The 16,408-nt window shown below is 57.7% G+C and carries 15 protein-coding genes and 1 pseudogene; 9 read left to right on the top strand and 7 right to left on the bottom strand.

Annotation, left to right across the window (positions count from 1 at the left end; all coding sequences use genetic code 11):
• The 4 genes from NV64_RS01335 to NV64_RS01320 all read right to left on the bottom strand — a co-directional run.
• Positions 1 to 626 (bottom strand): amino acid ABC transporter ATP-binding protein (locus NV64_RS01335; RefSeq protein ID WP_101505145.1); only part of this gene is annotated, 626 nt, incomplete at its 3' end.
• A gap of 15 nt (positions 627 to 641) precedes the next feature.
• Positions 642 to 1,574 carry an amino acid ABC transporter permease gene (locus tag NV64_RS01330; protein ID WP_101505144.1) on the bottom strand — a complete coding sequence of 311 codons (933 nt, stop codon included), beginning with the start codon at positions 1,572 to 1,574 and terminating at the stop codon, positions 642 to 644.
• Between the two features lie 91 nt (positions 1,575 to 1,665).
• Complete coding sequence (locus tag NV64_RS01325; protein WP_101505143.1) at positions 1,666 to 2,472, bottom strand: transporter substrate-binding domain-containing protein; 807 nt, start codon at positions 2,470 to 2,472, stop codon at positions 1,666 to 1,668.
• Positions 2,473 to 2,486: 14 nt separating this feature from the next.
• Positions 2,487 to 3,665, bottom strand: a complete 1,179-nt coding sequence (locus NV64_RS01320; RefSeq protein WP_056237808.1) for an FAD-dependent oxidoreductase — start codon at positions 3,663 to 3,665, stop codon at positions 2,487 to 2,489.
• 350 nt (positions 3,666 to 4,015) lie between these two features.
• On the opposite strand from NV64_RS01320, the pseudogene NV64_RS23795 reads away from it, so the two are divergent.
• Positions 4,016 to 4,306 (top strand): annotated as a pseudogene (locus tag NV64_RS23795) (Bcr/CflA family drug resistance efflux transporter); the annotation flags it as partial.
• Between the two features lie 151 nt (positions 4,307 to 4,457).
• Here NV64_RS23795 and NV64_RS01310 read toward each other — a convergent pair.
• Complete coding sequence (locus NV64_RS01310) at positions 4,458 to 5,483, bottom strand: alpha/beta hydrolase (RefSeq protein ID WP_233208899.1); 1,026 nt, start codon at positions 5,481 to 5,483, stop codon at positions 4,458 to 4,460.
• Between the two features lie 376 nt (positions 5,484 to 5,859).
• On the opposite strand from NV64_RS01310, the gene NV64_RS01300 reads away from it, so the two are divergent.
• The 6 genes from NV64_RS01300 (at position 5,860) to NV64_RS01270 (ending at position 11,716) form a co-directional block, all read left to right on the top strand.
• Positions 5,860 to 6,540: a heavy metal response regulator transcription factor gene (locus tag NV64_RS01300; protein ID WP_056237798.1), complete on the top strand. Its 681-nt coding sequence runs from the start codon at positions 5,860 to 5,862 to the stop codon at positions 6,538 to 6,540.
• 15 nt (positions 6,541 to 6,555) lie between these two features.
• Positions 6,556 to 8,013: a heavy metal sensor histidine kinase gene (locus NV64_RS01295; RefSeq protein ID WP_101505141.1), complete on the top strand. Its 1,458-nt coding sequence runs from the start codon at positions 6,556 to 6,558 to the stop codon at positions 8,011 to 8,013.
• Positions 8,014 to 8,078: 65 nt separating this feature from the next.
• Positions 8,079 to 8,558: a cupin domain-containing protein gene (locus NV64_RS01290; RefSeq protein WP_101505140.1), complete on the top strand. Its 480-nt coding sequence runs from the start codon at positions 8,079 to 8,081 to the stop codon at positions 8,556 to 8,558.
• Positions 8,536 to 9,309 (top strand): carboxymuconolactone decarboxylase family protein, encoded by a 774-nt coding sequence (locus NV64_RS01285; protein WP_233208891.1) that lies wholly within the window; start codon positions 8,536 to 8,538, stop codon positions 9,307 to 9,309. Before NV64_RS01290 ends, NV64_RS01285 begins: the two co-directional genes overlap by 23 nt.
• Before the next feature lie 245 nt (positions 9,310 to 9,554).
• Complete coding sequence (locus NV64_RS01275; protein ID WP_056237789.1) at positions 9,555 to 10,619, top strand: alpha/beta fold hydrolase; 1,065 nt, start codon at positions 9,555 to 9,557, stop codon at positions 10,617 to 10,619.
• A 245-nt stretch (positions 10,620 to 10,864) separates the two neighbouring features.
• Positions 10,865 to 11,716 carry an aldo/keto reductase gene (locus NV64_RS01270; RefSeq protein WP_056237786.1) on the top strand — a complete coding sequence of 284 codons (852 nt, stop codon included), beginning with the start codon at positions 10,865 to 10,867 and terminating at the stop codon, positions 11,714 to 11,716.
• Between the two features lie 235 nt (positions 11,717 to 11,951).
• Here NV64_RS01270 and NV64_RS01265 read toward each other — a convergent pair whose 3' ends face one another.
• Both NV64_RS01265 and NV64_RS01260 read right to left on the bottom strand, forming a co-directional pair.
• On the bottom strand, positions 11,952 to 13,220 hold the full coding sequence (locus NV64_RS01265) for a glycerate kinase (RefSeq protein ID WP_101505139.1): 1,269 nt from the start codon (positions 13,218 to 13,220) through the stop codon (positions 11,952 to 11,954).
• Positions 13,221 to 13,450: 230 nt separating this feature from the next.
• On the bottom strand, positions 13,451 to 14,086 hold the full coding sequence (locus NV64_RS01260; protein WP_072166389.1) for a TetR/AcrR family transcriptional regulator: 636 nt from the start codon (positions 14,084 to 14,086) through the stop codon (positions 13,451 to 13,453).
• A gap of 270 nt (positions 14,087 to 14,356) precedes the next feature.
• Here NV64_RS01260 and NV64_RS01255 point away from each other — a divergent pair, with 270 nt between their 5' ends.
• Positions 14,357 to 15,508 (top strand): Gfo/Idh/MocA family protein, encoded by a 1,152-nt coding sequence (locus tag NV64_RS01255; protein WP_056237779.1) that lies wholly within the window; start codon positions 14,357 to 14,359, stop codon positions 15,506 to 15,508.
• A gap of 10 nt (positions 15,509 to 15,518) precedes the next feature.
• Positions 15,519 to 16,352 (top strand): sugar phosphate isomerase/epimerase, encoded by an 834-nt coding sequence (locus NV64_RS01250; protein WP_101505138.1) that lies wholly within the window; start codon positions 15,519 to 15,521, stop codon positions 16,350 to 16,352.
• Positions 16,353 to 16,408 lie beyond the last annotated feature (56 nt).

Here is a 16,408-nt window from a genome sequence, read left to right as displayed (position 1 = left end):
CTCGCCGCCAGATCGGTCATTACCGCCAGCACCTCGTTGACCAGCTCAGGATCGAGGGCGCTGGTCGGTTCGTCGAACAGGATCAGCTCCGGCTCCCGCGCCAGCGCGCGGGCTATGGCGACGCGCTGCTGCTGGCCGCCGGAGAGGCTGCCGGGCCAGGCATCGGCCTTGTGTTCGAGGCCGACGCGTGCCAGCAGCGCCAGCGCCTGCTCCTTTGCTTCGCGAGGATGTCGCCCCTGCAGGCGCGGCGCCAGACTGATGTTGTCCACCACCGTTAAATGGGGGAACAGGTTAAACTGCTGAAAGACAAAACCGATACGATCGCGCTGCTGCCGGGTAATATTCTCTCCGGCACGAAACAACCGGTCACCTTTCTGCTGCACCCCCAGCGGCTGGTGACCAAAAAATACCAGCCCGCCATCCGCCTGCTCCAGCGTCGCCATCAGGCGCAGCAGGGTACTTTTCCCCGACCCGGAGGGGCCGATCAGGCACAGCACTTCCCCCTGAGCCACGTCGAGGTCAATATGTTCCAGCACCACGTTCTCGCCGTAGCGCTTGTGCAGGCGGCGGGCGCTGACCACCGGCGGTTTCGCCAGCGGCTCAGGATCGTTAAAGTCTCCGGACATGATTTACCCTTAATCTCAGCGACGGTGATAACTGCGGCCGTAGTAGCGTTCGCTCCACGACTGTAAAACTGACAGCAGCGAGGTCACCACCACGTACCAGAAGGTGGCGACCAGCAGCAGGGGAATAACCTTGTAGTTGCTGTTGTAGATTAACTGCGCGGAGTAGAGCAGTTCGGTAACCGCCACCACGCTGATCATCGAGGTGCCTTTCAGGTTGTCGATCAGGAAGTTACCCAGCGCCGGAATAATGCTGCGCAGCGACTGCGGCAGGGTAATTTTCAGGAAGATTTGCCGCCGGCGCAGCCCGAGCATGGTGGCCGCCTCGCGCTGCCCCTGCGGCACCGCCAGCAGGCCGCCGCGGATAAATTCAGCGGCGTAGGCCATACCGTGCAGCGTCAGGCCGAGGATCGCGGCACCCAGCGCGTTAATTAATTCGTTGGTGGGCAGCGTCACTGACGGCGTCAGCCCCGGCCAGCCCAGCGTCAGCGTCGGCACCAGATAACCAATATTGAACCAGAACAGCAGCTGCACCAGCATCGGCGTGGCGCGAAACAGCCAGATGTAGCCCCAGGCGAGTGAGGAGAGCACCGGGTTTTCGGACAGCCGCATCACCGCAATCCCCAGGCCCAGTACCACGCTGAGCAGCGTCACCAGCAGCGTCAGCCACAGCGTGGTCCACAGCCCCTGCAGGATCCGCGGGTTGAAGAGATACTGCCCGACCAGCGGCCAGTCAAACGCCGGGTTGGCGGCCGACGCGCGCACAAACCACAGCATAAACAGCAGCAGTAGCAGCGCAGAAAGGATCCGCTTACGCTGGCTCTGCGGACGTATGCCCTGCCGCCGTTCAATGTCACCGATCGCGTCGGTCACGGACAACGGCACGCTGCGCTGCTGCCCGCTGACCCGCCCCGCCCCGTCCGTCGGCCCGCTCAGCTCTGTTTCACTCATCAGTCACCCGGTATTACGGCGTTATCCGCACGCGAAGAGAATAAAAAAGGGAGACGGCGCGCGCCGCGCGCTGACGTCGTCTCCCTGCGGATCAGCGTGCCGGATTTACCTGCGATTCTTTCAGCGCCACGGACTGCACGCCGTACCTGCTGAGGATCTGCAGATAGGTGCCGTCGGCGATCAGCGCGTTAATCGCGCCGGCCCACGCCTGCGCGTGACCGCTGGTTTTGCTGACCGCAAAGCCGGACTGACCGCTGTCAAACACCGGCCCGGTGACGCGCCAGTCCGGATCTTTTTTAGTGATCCAGCCCGCTTCGCCGGTATACACCGGCGTCAGCTCGGCCTGACCGCTCTTCGCCGCCAGCCATGCGGCGGAGCGTGAAGGGAAAATCGCCACGCGCAGCGCCGGTTTTCCCTGCTGCTGGCAGCGGCTGGCCTGGGCGTTCAGCGCGTCAATGGTGGACTGCCCGGCCAGCGCCGCCACCGAGTGGCCGCACAGCGCATCCAGGCTGTCTGCCAGCGTCACCGGCCCGCTGGCGCGGGTGATAAACGAGTAGCCGGCGGCTATCAGCGGCACAACATCCACCACCTGCTGACGCGGCACCGTGGCGTCGGTGCCCAGCGCGACGTCAAAACGCTGGCTCTGTAAGCCGGGGATAAAGGTGTCAAAGGTGCCGTTTTTCACCTCCAGCGTGGCGTTGAGTTTTCTGGCGGCCGCGGCCACCAGCTCATAAAAATAGCCGCTGTTATGCCCCTGCTCGTCAACAAAGGCGATCGGTTCATAGTCGTTCTGCATAATGCCGTGCAGGGTCTTATCCGCCAGCGGTGAAGGCGCGTCGGCCGCGGCGGCCAGGGTGCTGAAAGAGGCCAGTAACAGGCCGGTAAGCGTTTTGTTCATGGACGATCCTGGTGTTAACGTGAGTAAGAGGCCGTAGGTTCGGCAAAACGTCGTGCGGGAGAAAAAATGGCCCACTGCCGGTCGAGATCGACGCGGTGGTCGATCGCCTGCGCCAGCAGTTCGCCCAGCGCCGGGGCCAGCTTGAAGCCGTGGCCGGAGAGCCCGGCGGCAACCCAGACGTGCGGGTGGGCGCGCAGCTCTCCCAGCAGCGGGGCCTGGTCGAAGGTGTAGGCTTCCGGCCAGGTGCCGCCGCCGATAATCGCCGGGTGCGCGCCGTTAACCGCCTCGCCCATCTGCCGGTCCAGACGCTGGTACAGCGTGCCGGTCAGCGCGCTGCTGGCCTCGGTGGCAACGATCTGCGGATCCTTTTGCTCATCAATCTCCGCGTCGCCGACAAAGAACTTAAAGGTTTTGCCGTCCGGCATCGGCTGGGTGTTCCACATCGGCCTTCCGGCGGTGACGCGCATGGTTGGCGGAAAGCGGGTGGTATCGAAGCCGCTTTCACGGCCGAGGTGAAAACTTTTGCCCAGCCGGCGCGACGCCACGGGCAGGCCGGGCAGCAGGGTTTTACTCCATGCACCGGCCGCCACCACCACCTCATCAAACTGGCGCTCCTCGCCGTTGATGGTTAACAGCGGGCCCTGCGGCGCGGCGTGAATCGCCGTGACGCTGGCCGCTTCATGGACGCGTGCGCCCAGCGTAATGGCCTGCGCCACGCTGGCCAGCAGCAGCTCGTGCGTGAGCAGGATGCCGCCGGCCGGGTCGAATAGCCCCTGCTCGTCGGCGTCGATATTCAGCCGCGGATAGCGCTGTCGCAGCTGTTCGCGGCTCAGCCGTTCAACGGGTAACTGCTGCTGCAGGGCGGAACGCTCCACCGCCTGAAACCACGGGCTGTCCGGCGTGCCGACGGTCAGGAAACCGCCCGGCCAGTACAGCTGCGTCTGCTGCTCCCGTTCCAGCTGCTGCCACAGCGCCTGCGCCCGCAGCAGCAGCGACGTATAAGCGCTGCCTTCGCCGTAAATCAGGCGATGCTGACGCGTGCGGCCGCCGGACGCCCCGACATCGTTACCCACCCGAAACTGTTCGAAGCCTTCAGCCTGGTGTCCCTGACGGGCCAGCGCCAGCAGTGCGGCGCACCCCATCGCGCCAAGGCCGATCACGGCAATGCGTTTTTTACTCTGACCGCTTTCCATCACAAGCCAACCCTTCGTTGATTCACCGTTGCGCAGGCATAAACGCGCCACCGGGAAGTGGCGGGCGCTTTTGCCGTAACGGCGGGGACGTTCGTTGAATGCGGCCAGTCTGTAAGGGAATGAGGGGCAGGTAAAATAACAAAGCCGGCAATCTTTATGCGAAACAGGAGAATAGCGAGGGACAGATTAAAAATAATTTCTAATCCCCAACGGTAACCAGTTGGGCTCACGGCGGGGAGATAAGGCTAAAGAGCGAATTCAACCTGAACTGCGGAGATAACCGGTAAGCTCACCTTTTGTAATGCAGGCGGGGAAAGTTCACGCCGGCCCGGCGACGGGCGACGGGCGACGGGCAGATGATTAAAGTCACATCGTGGCATGCCATTTTCTGGCTGCTGGCGATTGTCGGAACATTAATGCTGATGTCTTTATTCTGGTTAGCGGAGACATTACCTCCTGAAAAACGCTCGCAAGCCTCCGTAACCAGAGCCTTTCACAACCACTATGCCTTGCTAACCAACGCCAGATACATGCGTGTTACGCTATGCCTGACGTTCTGTTACGTTGCAGCCTACGCCTTTATCACGGGCTCTCCGTTTGTGTACATCACGTACTTCGGCGTAGATCCGCGACTGTTCGGGTAAAAAACAACTATCCCCTGCCCGAATGATTTTATGAATTTCATTCATAGCGGCTATTAATCAGGCGTAATTATCTTTCATCCCGACTCCGTTAATCTGAACGATAAATTCTGGATAAGTCGATACCCATCGGGGTATCGACAGATGCGGATTAAATATTCTTATCAAAGAAGACGTCTAATTTTTGCAAAGCCTTGTTAACGTACTCAGGCACCCAGTACGTCTCGATATGGGTAGCACCATCAATCAGGAAGAGTTCTTTGTCCTTCGTACCGGTGGCTTTCGCGAACGCATCTTCAGTCATATAGAGCGTATCGGCTTTTGTACCGGCAATCATCAGCAGCGGTTTATTGATGAGATTGATATGGTCCGTTACGTCAAAACTCATCAAATCCAGCAGACTGCTGGTGGTGTATTTGAACGTAGAGTTCGGATGGGCGTGGGTTTTCCAGTAGTACTCGTAGCCCTGCCGATACAAGGCAAAAGGTAATTTAGCAATCTGTTCATCAGTCATGTTGGCATCGCCGGAGTAAAGCACTTCTCCTCCGGCGGCTTCCTGAGCACGTGCGTCAGAAGCCTGCTGAAGACGCTGCTGGACAGTATCCAGCTGTGAATCCTGCATACCATTGCGGCGTACAAGGCCTGAATTAAACATACTGATGGTTGCAATCGATTTGAACCGTTTGTCCGTCCCGGCGGCAACAAGTGAATACCCGCCACCTCCGCAAATACCCAGCAGGCCGAGGCGGGCGGTATCTACACCAGGATACTGGCTGATATAGTCAGCCATGCCGTGAACATCCTCAATACGGTTAGCCGGTTTATCCACGCTGCGAGGCATACCACCGCTAGCCCCCTGATAAGCTGCATCGGCGGTAATCGTGATGTACCCATGTTCGGCAAGTCGCTGCGCATACAACCCGGCGACCTGTTCTTTTACGCCACCATTAGGATGTGCGACCACCACGGCAGGGTATTTTTTAGCTGGATCGTAGTTAGCAGGGGTATAGACATTCGCGGCGATCTGGATGCCATGCAGATCGTATTTCACCGGATGAATGTTGACCTTGCCGTTGACGTTCCTGGTGATGGCATCGTCATAGGCCAGTGTGAATGGATTTTTTTTATAATCAGCCGCATTGACTGAGGTCACTCCGGCCATTGCCGTGAGTAGCATTGCACTGATAAGCGTGAATTTCATGGTCTCTCCCGATGAGTGTCAGACTGGTTATGCAGGCTCGCGGAATCAAATTTGCAGGCTCAGATTAGGGAGAGAGGGCTGTCAGCATCGTGACAGGGAAATAACATTTTTGTCAGGAAAGGGGCCGGGACGGTGAGTGTTTCTGACAACGCTGTCAGGCAACTGTCAGCTTTATGTTGGCAATCAGGAGGCAGAATGGTCTCGTTTAACAGGATCCATGTTCAATTTTCTGAGAATGAGCGATCAATGAAAAGCCAGAATGACCCAACAATGCCAGAGCGACGCAAGCTGTTAGCCGCCGGGGCGGATATTGCCGCCGCCTCGTTGATCCCCCACGTGAGGAAGTCCCGTTATGCGCCTGTTGTTAGTCGAAGATGAAGAAAAAACGTCAACCTATCTCAACCGTGCGTTGAGTGAATCCGGGTTTACGGTAGATGTCTCAGCAGATGGCGCAGAAGGTCTTCATTACGCGCTGGAGTTCGACTACGACGCGATAATCCTTGATGTGATGTTGCCGGGGATGGATGGCTACCGGGTACTTGAGGGTGTGCGAGCAGCCAAACAGACGCCGGTGCTGATGCTCTCGGCACGGGGTTCGGTCGATGAGCGCGTTAAAGGTCTTCGTCTTGGCGCAGATGATTATCTGCCCAAGCCCTTTTCGCTTATTGAACTGGTGGCACGTATTCAGGCACTGGTGCGTCGCCGCGCTACGGATGGCGCAGATATCACCCAGCTGCAAATTCACGATCTGCATCTCGATTTACTGGCTCGCCGGGTATTTCGCACCGGAACGCGACTGGAGCTGACCGCGAAAGAGTTTTCCCTGCTGAGCCTTCTGGCCCGACATCAGGGGGAGATCCTGTCAAAGATGATGATTGCTGAGCAGATATGGGACATGAATTTTGACAGCGATGCCAACGTGGTTGAAGTCGCCATTAAACGACTTCGAGCCAAAGTGGATGCCCCGTTCGATATCAAACTGCTACATACCGTTCGTGGCATGGGCTATGTCCTCGAAGTACGGTCCGAATAAATGAAGGGGATAAGCATGCCTGAGCGTTCCATCTCCGTTCACCTGGCGCTGATGTTTGCCTTATCCGCGCTGTTGATTGTATCCGTTATCGGTATCCTGCTCAGAAGCTCCTTGCATGACTCTTTGCAAAAGCAGATGCACAACGAACTGTTGTTCCGGGAATCATTAATGAGTCCGTGGATCACCGCACGAACCTCGGCTGACGGCTGGTCTTTGCTGGCCAATAAATTCACTGTGTTAACCAATTCTGAAGGTGAGCGCGTTCGCTACTGGATAGTGAGCGATAACCCGCGCTTCAGCATGGGGGGAACACCACCGGTTGGTGTTCAGTGGTCTTCTTTACAGGAGGGTTTTAATAAAGTGCCCGGCGCATCGGAAGGCACATGCTCACTGTTCCTGTTAGTGAAAACCATCCCCGCGAACGGAGAAAGGCCTGAGCTTCGCTATGTGGTTGCCATCGACTCCACGCCGTACATGGGCACACTCGATGCGTTCACTCGTACACTGTTGATTATTGTCGCACTGGGCATCGTGATTGTCGCCTTACTGGGATACATCATCTCAAGGATCGGTCTTCGTCCCGTTGGGGCTCTCAGTAAACAGGCCCGGCAACTCGCACCGGGTGACCATGGCCAGCGCCTGAATACTCGCGCTTTGCCCGAAGAACTGCAGCAACTGGCGTCATCCTTTAACGGCGTGTTAGCGCGTCAGGAAATCGCCTGGCGACAGCTCGAAAGCTTTAACGCCGATGTTGCGCATGAACTCCGTACACCGCTGACAAACCTTATCGGCCAGACGCAACTGGGTCTCTCGCGCCGACGCTCGCAGGATGAACTGGAAGAGTTACTGGGTTCAAATCTTGAGGAGCTTGAACGTATGACATCGATCGTTAACGACATGCTGTTCCTGTCTCATGCTCACGCGGGTGAACATGCTTCCCAGCTTACGCAGGTGTCCCTGCGGGAAGAAACCCTGAAAACAGCGGAGTACGTTGAACCCTCTTTTGCTGAAAAACAGCTTTCTCTGCAAGTGGAGGGCGACGTCACCGCGCACATCGACCGACGACTGTTCCACCGCTCACTGGCTAATTTACTGGAAAATAGCGCAAGACATTCACCGACCAAAAGTACGGTTACGGTGCAGTTAAGCGAAAAAGGTCATCAGGCTTGTGTTGAAGTTTCAAACCCTGGCGATCCGATAGCACCAGAGCACTTACACCGGCTTTTCGAGCGGTTCTATCGCGTTGACACATCCCGAGCCAGGAGTGATACCCATCATGGGCTGGGCCTGTCGATCGTGCGTGCCGTCGCCATTATGCACAGGGGGGACGTCTTTGCGCGTAGTGAAGGTGGCATCAATACATTTGGCCTCACCTTTGCGATACATGCGAATAAAGTGGCGGGTAATGCTCAATCCGGCGCTGAGCCGGGACCCGGGATAACTGACAGAATTGTCAGGAAGGCGTCAGCCTGACGTCATTACCCTCTCGATAAAATCATCGCAGGCAATCCGCCTCTTCAATGATAAGGACGCTTTGCATGATCGGACATTTACGTTACCTCGGGCTGTTACTGCCCTTCTTCACCTTTTCATCCTGGGCTGCGGAGCAAAATCCCGTTGTCCATATCGCACCCGCAGGAAGTCAGAACGCGGTGTATGGGCCAGCAGAGAACTTTACCGGTCGCGTCCGGGTTGATCCTCTCTTCAAGCCTGATAACGACATCACTGTGTCAGGGGCTTATGTCACCTTTGAACCCGGAGCCCGCTCTGCCTGGCATACGCATCCGGCAGGTCAGCGGCTGATTGTGACCTCTGGTGTTGGACTCACCCAACAGGAAGGCCAGCCGGTGCAGGTCATCCGCGCGGGTGACGTTGTTTCCTGCCCGGCGGGCGTCAAACACTGGCACGGAGCAGCACCCGGCAGCGCGATGACGCATCTGGCGATAACCGGGATTGTGGATGGTAAAAGCGTTAACTGGAAGGAGTTAGTGACAGATGAACAATATCACGCTCATTAAGGCATTAACGGCAGCGGTACTGCTGACGTTTGGTTTTAGTCTCTCGGCAAATGCTGCGCCCGCCAATAAAGGAACCTCAGAAATGAACCACGAACAAACCGTTTCCGATACGCTGTCGGTTCGCGAGCAGGCCATCCCGTTGATTGCGGCATCGATGGCCAGCAGTCAGATGGATAAGCTGAATGCAGCACTGAATCAGGGGCTTGATGCAGGGCTCACCATAAATGAAACCAAAGAGATTCTCGTCCAGCTCTATGCCTATACGGGCTTCCCTCGTAGCCTGAACGCACTTAATGAACTCATGAAGGTGGCCAGTGCACGTAAACAACGTGGCATCAAGGATGTTGAGGGAAAAGAACCGATCGCCCCAATCCCTGTCGGGGATGAGCTTCGTCGTATCGGCACCGCAAACCAGACGAAAATCTCAGGCGCTCCCGTCCAGGGACCTCTGTTTGATTTTGCCCCGGTCATTAATCAGTTCCTGCAAACGCATCTGTTCGGCGACATTTTCGCTCGCGATAACCTCGACTGGCAAAGCCGCGAGCTGGCAACGGTTGGCGCATTAGCGGCAACACCTGGGGTTGAAGCCCAGCTGTTATCGCATACGCGAGCCAGCATGCGTGTCGGCCTGACGGCAGCGCAGCTGCGCCAGCTGGCACAGGTTCTGCGTGAACATGGCGAAAGTGATGCAGCAACGCGAGCTGAAAAGGCACTGCAACAGGCGCTCGCAAACAATACTCACGGTGGCTAAGGTAAAGGAGACAGCGACGACATCCTTGCCGGACTCGACCCAACTGCGCGCCGGGAAAAACTGCTGGTCCCTGAATGCGACCAGGAGCGAAGAACTACAGAAAAGGTAAACAGTTGGTTAGAAACGATACGTAGTTAATCGTCCGCATTCATGAGTCTGCCAGATAAGGGCAATCAGGGGTGCTAAATAATTAACGCTGACAACTCAGATATGATTGAACGGCAAACATAACAGAGGATGTAATCTTGAAGACGATCTTAAAAACGCTGGCCATTTGCGTGATGGCGGGTGGCCTGATGGCTCAGTCGGTATATGCCGAGCCGCTGGTCATTCAGGAACAGGGAAGCTTTTCTGCGGGTGGCACTATCATCACCGCACCAGGAACATTTGACGCGAAAAAGCCGCTGAACTCTGCTGGCCAAACCTACCATGGCGATCATGCGTCTGTGTTCTACCAAATCCCGGAGAATCCGCATAAATACCCTATCGTCATGCTGCACGGCGCAGGTCAGTTCTCCCGTACCTGGGAAAGCACCCCGGATGGTCGCGAAGGTTTCCAGAACATATTCCTGCGTCGCGGGTTCTCAACCTATCTTGTCGATCAGCCACGCCGGGGCAGCGCCGGGCGCACTACTGTAGAAGGTACGGTTACGCCTAAACCGGATGAACAGATGTGGTTCAACCAGTTCCGCGTTGGCGTGTGGCCAGAGTATTTTAAAGGTGTTCAGTTCTCTCACGACAAAGAAGCGCTGAACCAGTATTTCCGTCAGATGACCCCGAATACCGGGCCGTTTGATATCAATGTTATCTCTGATGCAATGTCCGCCGTAGTGGATAAATCCGGCCCGGCGATCCTCTTCACCCACTCTCAGGGTGGCGGACCAGGCTGGTACACGGCGATGAAAAACGACAAGGTCAAAGCCATTGTCGCCTTTGAGCCTGGCAGCAGCTTTGTCTTCCCGGAAAAAGAACTTCCTGCCCCTATGCCAGGCGCGTTCGACACGCTGAAGGGTGAGCCTGTTCCGATGGAGCAGTTTATGGCACTGACCAAAATCCCGATTCTGGTTATTTACGGCGATAACATACCGGATAAACCTGTCGCCATGCCCGCGCAGGACAGCTGGCGCGTAAGACTGGCGATGGCTCGCGAGTGGCGTGATGTGGTGAACAAGCATGGCGGGGATGTGACGGTGACGCATCTGCCTGAAGTGGGAATCAGAGGGAATACCCACTTTCCGTTCTCTGACCTCAATAATGTGCAGATTGCCGATTTGGTGAGTAAATTCCTGAAGGAAAAAGACCTGCAATAGGAAGAACCAGTATTGAGCCTTCATTATTGCAGGCTCAATACAAACATCATCTTTATAAAAATAAAGTGGCCTAATCCTGCCGGAAAAAGGTGTTGAATATGGCGGTTTACTTTGCGCACAAAGCAGACCGTCAGCCCTGCAAAGATTAATGAATACATCTAATAAACCCTAGTTAACTACCCCCTATAATAGAATAAATAACTTTGCGTTATGCTTCTCCTACACAACAGCTGAAGGATAACGCCATGCAAACTGTAAAACTGAACAACGGTATAGAAATGCCCCTTCTGGGCTTTGGTGTCTTCCAGATGACGGATGCCGCCGAATGCGAAAGAGCCGTGACTGATGCTATCGATACAGGATACCGCCTGATCGATACCGCAGCGTCCTACCAGAATGAAACTCAGGTCGGGAACGCACTGAAACAGACCGGTATCGCACGTAGCGAACTCTTTGTAACGACCAAGCTATGGCTGCAGGATACAAATTATGAGGGCGCTAAAGCACAATTCGAACGCTCCCTGAATCGGCTGCAACTTGATTACGTTGATCTGTATCTGATTCACCAGCCTTACGGCGATGTCCATGGGGCCTGGCGTGCTATGGAAGAGCTGCAGCAGGCAGGCAAAATTCGCGCCATTGGCGTCAGCAACTTCCATCCTGACCGACTGGCGGACCTTATCGCCTTCAACAAAGTGGCTCCTGCGGTAAACCAGATTGAAGTTAACCCCTTCAACCAGCAGTTGCATGCGGTTCCATGGAATCAAAGCCGTGGCATTCAGCCGGAAGCCTGGGCACCGTTTTCTGAAGGTAAAAATGGTCTCTTCCAGCATCCCGTATTAGCGGCAATTGGTCAGAAGTACGGCAAAAGTGTGGGCCAGGTGGTACTGCGCTGGATCTTCCAGCGGGGCATCGTTTCACTCGCGAAAACGGTGCGGAAAGAGCGCATGGAAGAGAACATTGACATTCTCGATTTTAGACTCAGTTCTGAGGATATGCTGCAGATTGCTGCCCTCGACACCGCAACCAGCGCCTTTTTCTCACACCGTGACCCGGCGATGGTGGAATGGCTGACAGGCCGCAAACTTGATGTTTAAGCTGCGATAAAAGAGGCGTTCATTCAATACAAAAACGTTTTTCAGGTAAATCAGGGCTAGAGGTGTCCACTCTGGGACTCGGTTGCAAAGGACCCGTTATTCTGTTTCCGTTTTCCAGGCGGCCCCCCAACAACGCGCCATAAGCCACTGAGAACAGGCCGCCGCCGCGAATTTCACGGCAGCCGGCACATACGGTCGGGCAGATTATGCTTCAGCGGTTCAAAAAATACAGGGCTTAAAGGATCAGCACGCAGCGAAAATCATTAACGTTGGTCAGCGTCGGCCCGGTGATCACCGCATCCCCCAGCGCGCCGAAAAAGCCGTGGCCGTCGTTGTTGTCCAGCGCCGCGCGCGGTGCGATGCCCTGGTCACGGGCACGCTGCAGCATGTCCGGTGCCAGAAAAGCGCCGGCAATCTCCTCCTGCCCGTCCACCCCGTCGGTATCGCCGGCCAGCGCCCAGACCCGCTCTGCGCCGTCCAGCGCCAGCCCCAGCGACAGCAGAAACTCGACGTTGCGCCCGCCGCGACCGCTGCCGCGCACGGTGACGGTGGTTTCACCGCCGGAGAGCAGCAGGCAGGGCTTGCTGAACGGCTGACCGTGGCTGGCCACCTGCAGGGCGACAGCCGCCATTACCTTACCCACGTCGCGCGCCTCGCCCTCAATTCGGTCGCTGAGGATATGTGCCGTGATACCCTGCTCCGCTGCGATTTTCGCCGCTGCCTCCAGCGCCATTTGCGGCGTGGAAATCAGATGCACCTCATTCCTCGCCAGCCGCGCATCGCCCGGTTTGATGCTTTCAGCTTCCCCACTCTCCAGCCGGCGGCGGGCGGCAGCCGGTACGCTGATTTGGTAGCGTTCAAGGATGGCGAGCACATCAGCGCAGCTGCTGGCATCGCCCACCGTCGGACCGGAGGCGATATCGGCCGGATCGTCGCCCGGCACGTCGGAGATCAGCAGGGTAATCACCTTCGCCGGGTAACAGGCCGCGGCCAGCCGCCCGCCCTTGATGGCGGAGAGATGACGGCGCACCAGGTTCATCTCGCTGATGGTGGCACCGGAGCGCAGCAGGTCGCGGTTGATCTGCTGTTTGTCCGCCAGGGCTATGCCCTCCAGCGGCAGCGGCAGCAGCGACGAGCCGCCGCCGGAGATCAGGCACAGCACGGTGTCCTGCTCGCCCAGCCCCTGCGCCAGTGCCAGTATACGCTCAGCTGCCTGCAACCCCGCTTCATCCGGCACCGGATGCGCCGCCTCCACTATCTCTACCGCGCGGCAGGGCACGCTGTAGCCGTAACGCGTGACCACCAGCCCGCTGAGTTCGCCCAGCCAGTGATCCTCTACCGCCCGCGCCATCGCCGCAGAGGCTTTGCCCGCACCCAGAACCACCAGGCGGCCAGTGCGATCGGCGGGAAGAAACTGCGGGATGGTATGCTGCGGCTGAGCGGATTCAATCGCTGCCAGGAACATCTGCTGTAGCAGCGCGCGTGGGGAAAACGAGTTATTCATGCTTCACCTGTTAATCGTCAGAAGACCGCCGGAGACGGTCTGGTCAGTCTACGGCCCACAGCGAGGCTCAGCGGTCTTCACCGCCTGTGTCAGTGACACTGTCACAACGCCCGGGCCAGCATGTGCATTGCATCGTATTCGGGTCGGGTATTTCGCAGCGGGTGTCCACACCGGCGGACAGCCCGGAAATGGGGCCAGGCCGCCACAGCATCAGCTGTGGCAAACGCACATCACGGCCTGATCCACGCTGCAACACACTCTTTCATCACCCGCAGATGTTCATCCAGCGCGGACTGCTCACCCAGATCGGTCTGGTAGATAATCGACAGCGTGGACTGGTTAATCAGATAAAAGAAACCCAGCGCAGAAATCGTGATATTCAGCTGCATGGCAGCGATATTCCTGCGCACGTTGTTTTCGCGCCAGCCGCGCTCCAGCAGCCCCTGAGTGATGTCGATCCAGCTTCTGTTCAGCTCCACCGGGCTGTCCAGCCCCTGCAGGTGGCGGGCCTTCAGCTGGTTTTCGCTGTTGAGCAGGCGGATAAACTCGGGGTTCTTCAGATAGTAGTGCCAGGTGAAATCCACCAGCTGCAGAATCGCCTCATTCGCCGGAAAACGGTCGAGATCCAGCGCCGCTTCCTGCTGGCGTTTATCGCGGTAGGCTTCTTCCAGTACCCGGGTAAAGAGCTGGTCTTTGTTAACGAAGTAGTAGTAGATCAGCTGCTTATTGGCCTGCGCCCGTTCGGCAATACTGTCCACGCGGGCACCGTCAAAGCCCTTCTCGGCGAATTCAGCACGCGCCGCCTGCAGGATGCGGCTCTGCTTGTCTGCCACATCGTTCTTATCCTTAACCATCCTGTTAGCCACAGCTGTTCCCCCTCCGGGTTCGCGTACTTTTTCGCAAGTATAGCGTCAGAACTGACGATGAAAACGGATAAAAATAATTTTCAACTAACTAGTTGGTTATGTGAATCCGATCACCCCAGGCGGTGAATTATCGACCTATAGTGATTTCATCAACCGGTTAGTTGAAATCAGTATCTGCCCTTTCAGCCCGGTTGTCCCTGTTGATTCTCTGAAATTCCGCGGTCGGTCACAGCGGCCCCGGCACACTAAACATATCGCGAGGTGAAAGTAATGGCTCAGATTCCCGTTGGCATCATTATGCACGGCGTTACCGGACGTATGGGTAAAAACCAGCATCTGATCCGTTCGATTGTGGCGATACGTGCACAGGGCGGCGTGCTGCTGGCCAACGGCGATCGCCTGATGCCGGACCCGATCCTGATCGGCCGCAACGCGGAGAAGATCGCCGCGCTGGCGCAGGAGTACGGCATCAGCCGCTGGGGCACCAGCATTGACGAGGCGCTGGATAATCCGTCGGACACTATTTTCTTTGATGCAGCCACCACCCAGGCGCGTCCGGGGCTGCTGAAGAAGGCCATCAGCAAAGGCAAGCACGTCTACAGCGAGAAACCGGTGGCGATGGGGCTGGATGAGGCGCTGAGCCTGTATCACTTCGCCCGCGAAAAAGGCGTCTGTCACGGCGTGGTGCAGGACAAGCTGTGGCTGCCGGGGCTGCAGAAGCTGAAACTGCTTAACGAATCAGGCTTCTTCGGTAAGGTGCTGTCGGTGCGCGGCGAGTTTGGCTACTGGGTGTTCGAAGGCGACCTGCAGCCGACCCAGCGGCCGTCGTGGAACTACCGCAGCGAAGACGGCGGCGGCATCATCCTCGATATGATCTGCCACTGGCGCTACGTGATCGACAACCTGTTTGGCGAGATCAAAAGCCTGAGCTGCCTCGGCGCCACCCATATCCCACAGCGCTGGGACGAGCAGCAGCAGCCTTACCCGGCCACCGCCGACGACGCGGTTTACGCCACCTTCGAACTGCATAACGGCGCGATCGTGCAGATTAACAGTTCGTGGTGCGTGCGCGTGCGCCGCGATGACCTGGTGACCTTCCAGGTGGACGGGGTCAACGGCTCTGCGGTGGCCGGGCTGACCGACTGCGTCACCCAGAGCCGCGTCAACACCCCCAAACCGGTGTGGAACCCGGACCAGCGCCAGACGCACAACTTCTTTGACGACTGGGCCGAAGTGCCTGACACGCAGCACTACGACAACGCCTTCAAGGTGCAGTGGGAGCTGTTCCTGCGCCACGTCTGGGGCGAAGGCGACTACCGCTGGGGCCTGCTGGAAGGGGCCAAGGGGCTGCAGCTGGTTGACCTGGCGCTGCAGAGCTGGAAAGAGCGCCGCTGGGTTGACGTGCCGTCGCTGGAGCGCTGAGGAGAGGAATATGCAAACGCCAAAACCCGAACAGCTGTCGCTGAATACCGCCACCGTGCGCCAGCAGTGGAACCTGCAGCAGATTATTGAAGGCTGCGCCCGCCATGAGATCCGCGGCATCTCACCGTGGCGCGATCAGGTCAGCGCGCTTGGGTTACAGCCCACCGCGCGCCTGATGCGCGAACACGATCTGACCGTCACCGGCTACTGCCGTGGCGGCATGTTTCCGGCCAGCAGCCGCGAGCAGCGCCAGCAAAAAATGGACGATAACCATCGCGCGGTGGATGAAGCGCTGGAGCTGAACGCCGCCTGCCTGGTGCTGGTGGTCGGCGGGCTGCCGGAAGGGTCAAAAGATCTCAACGGCGCGCACCGGCAGGTGGAGGACGGGCTGGCCGCGCTGCTCGACTATGCGCGGCCGCGCGGCATGCCGCTGGCGATTGAGCCGCTGCATCCGATGTACGCCGCCGACCGCGCCTGCGTCAACAGCCTGCAGCAGGCCAACGACCTGTGCGACCGGCTGGGTGACGACGGGCTCGGCATCGCCGTCGACGTCTATCACACCTGGTGGGATGCCGGCTTTGCCCGCGAGATCAGACGCGCCGGGCAGAAACGCCTGCTGGCCTTCCATATCTGCGACTGGCTCAACCCCACGCAGGATATGCTGTCCGATCGCGGCATGATGGGCGACGGCGTGATTGATATTCGCGGCCTGCGCCAGCAGGTGGAAGCCGAAGGCTATCAGGGTTTCCATGAGGTGGAGATTTTTTCCCGGCTGAACTGGTGGCAGCAGGATCCGGACGAGGTGTTGCGTACCTGCAAGGCCCGTCATCTCGAACACGGCTGAGCGCCCGCTTGCGCAGGCGTGCAGTCCCTTTTTCGTATCTGACAGAGCTGAACTCA

It is taken from the genome of Erwinia sp. B116 (assembly GCF_002865965.1).
Lineage (GTDB): Bacteria > Pseudomonadota > Gammaproteobacteria > Enterobacterales > Enterobacteriaceae > Erwinia.
This window is presented reverse-complemented; position numbering and strand designations above follow the sequence as displayed.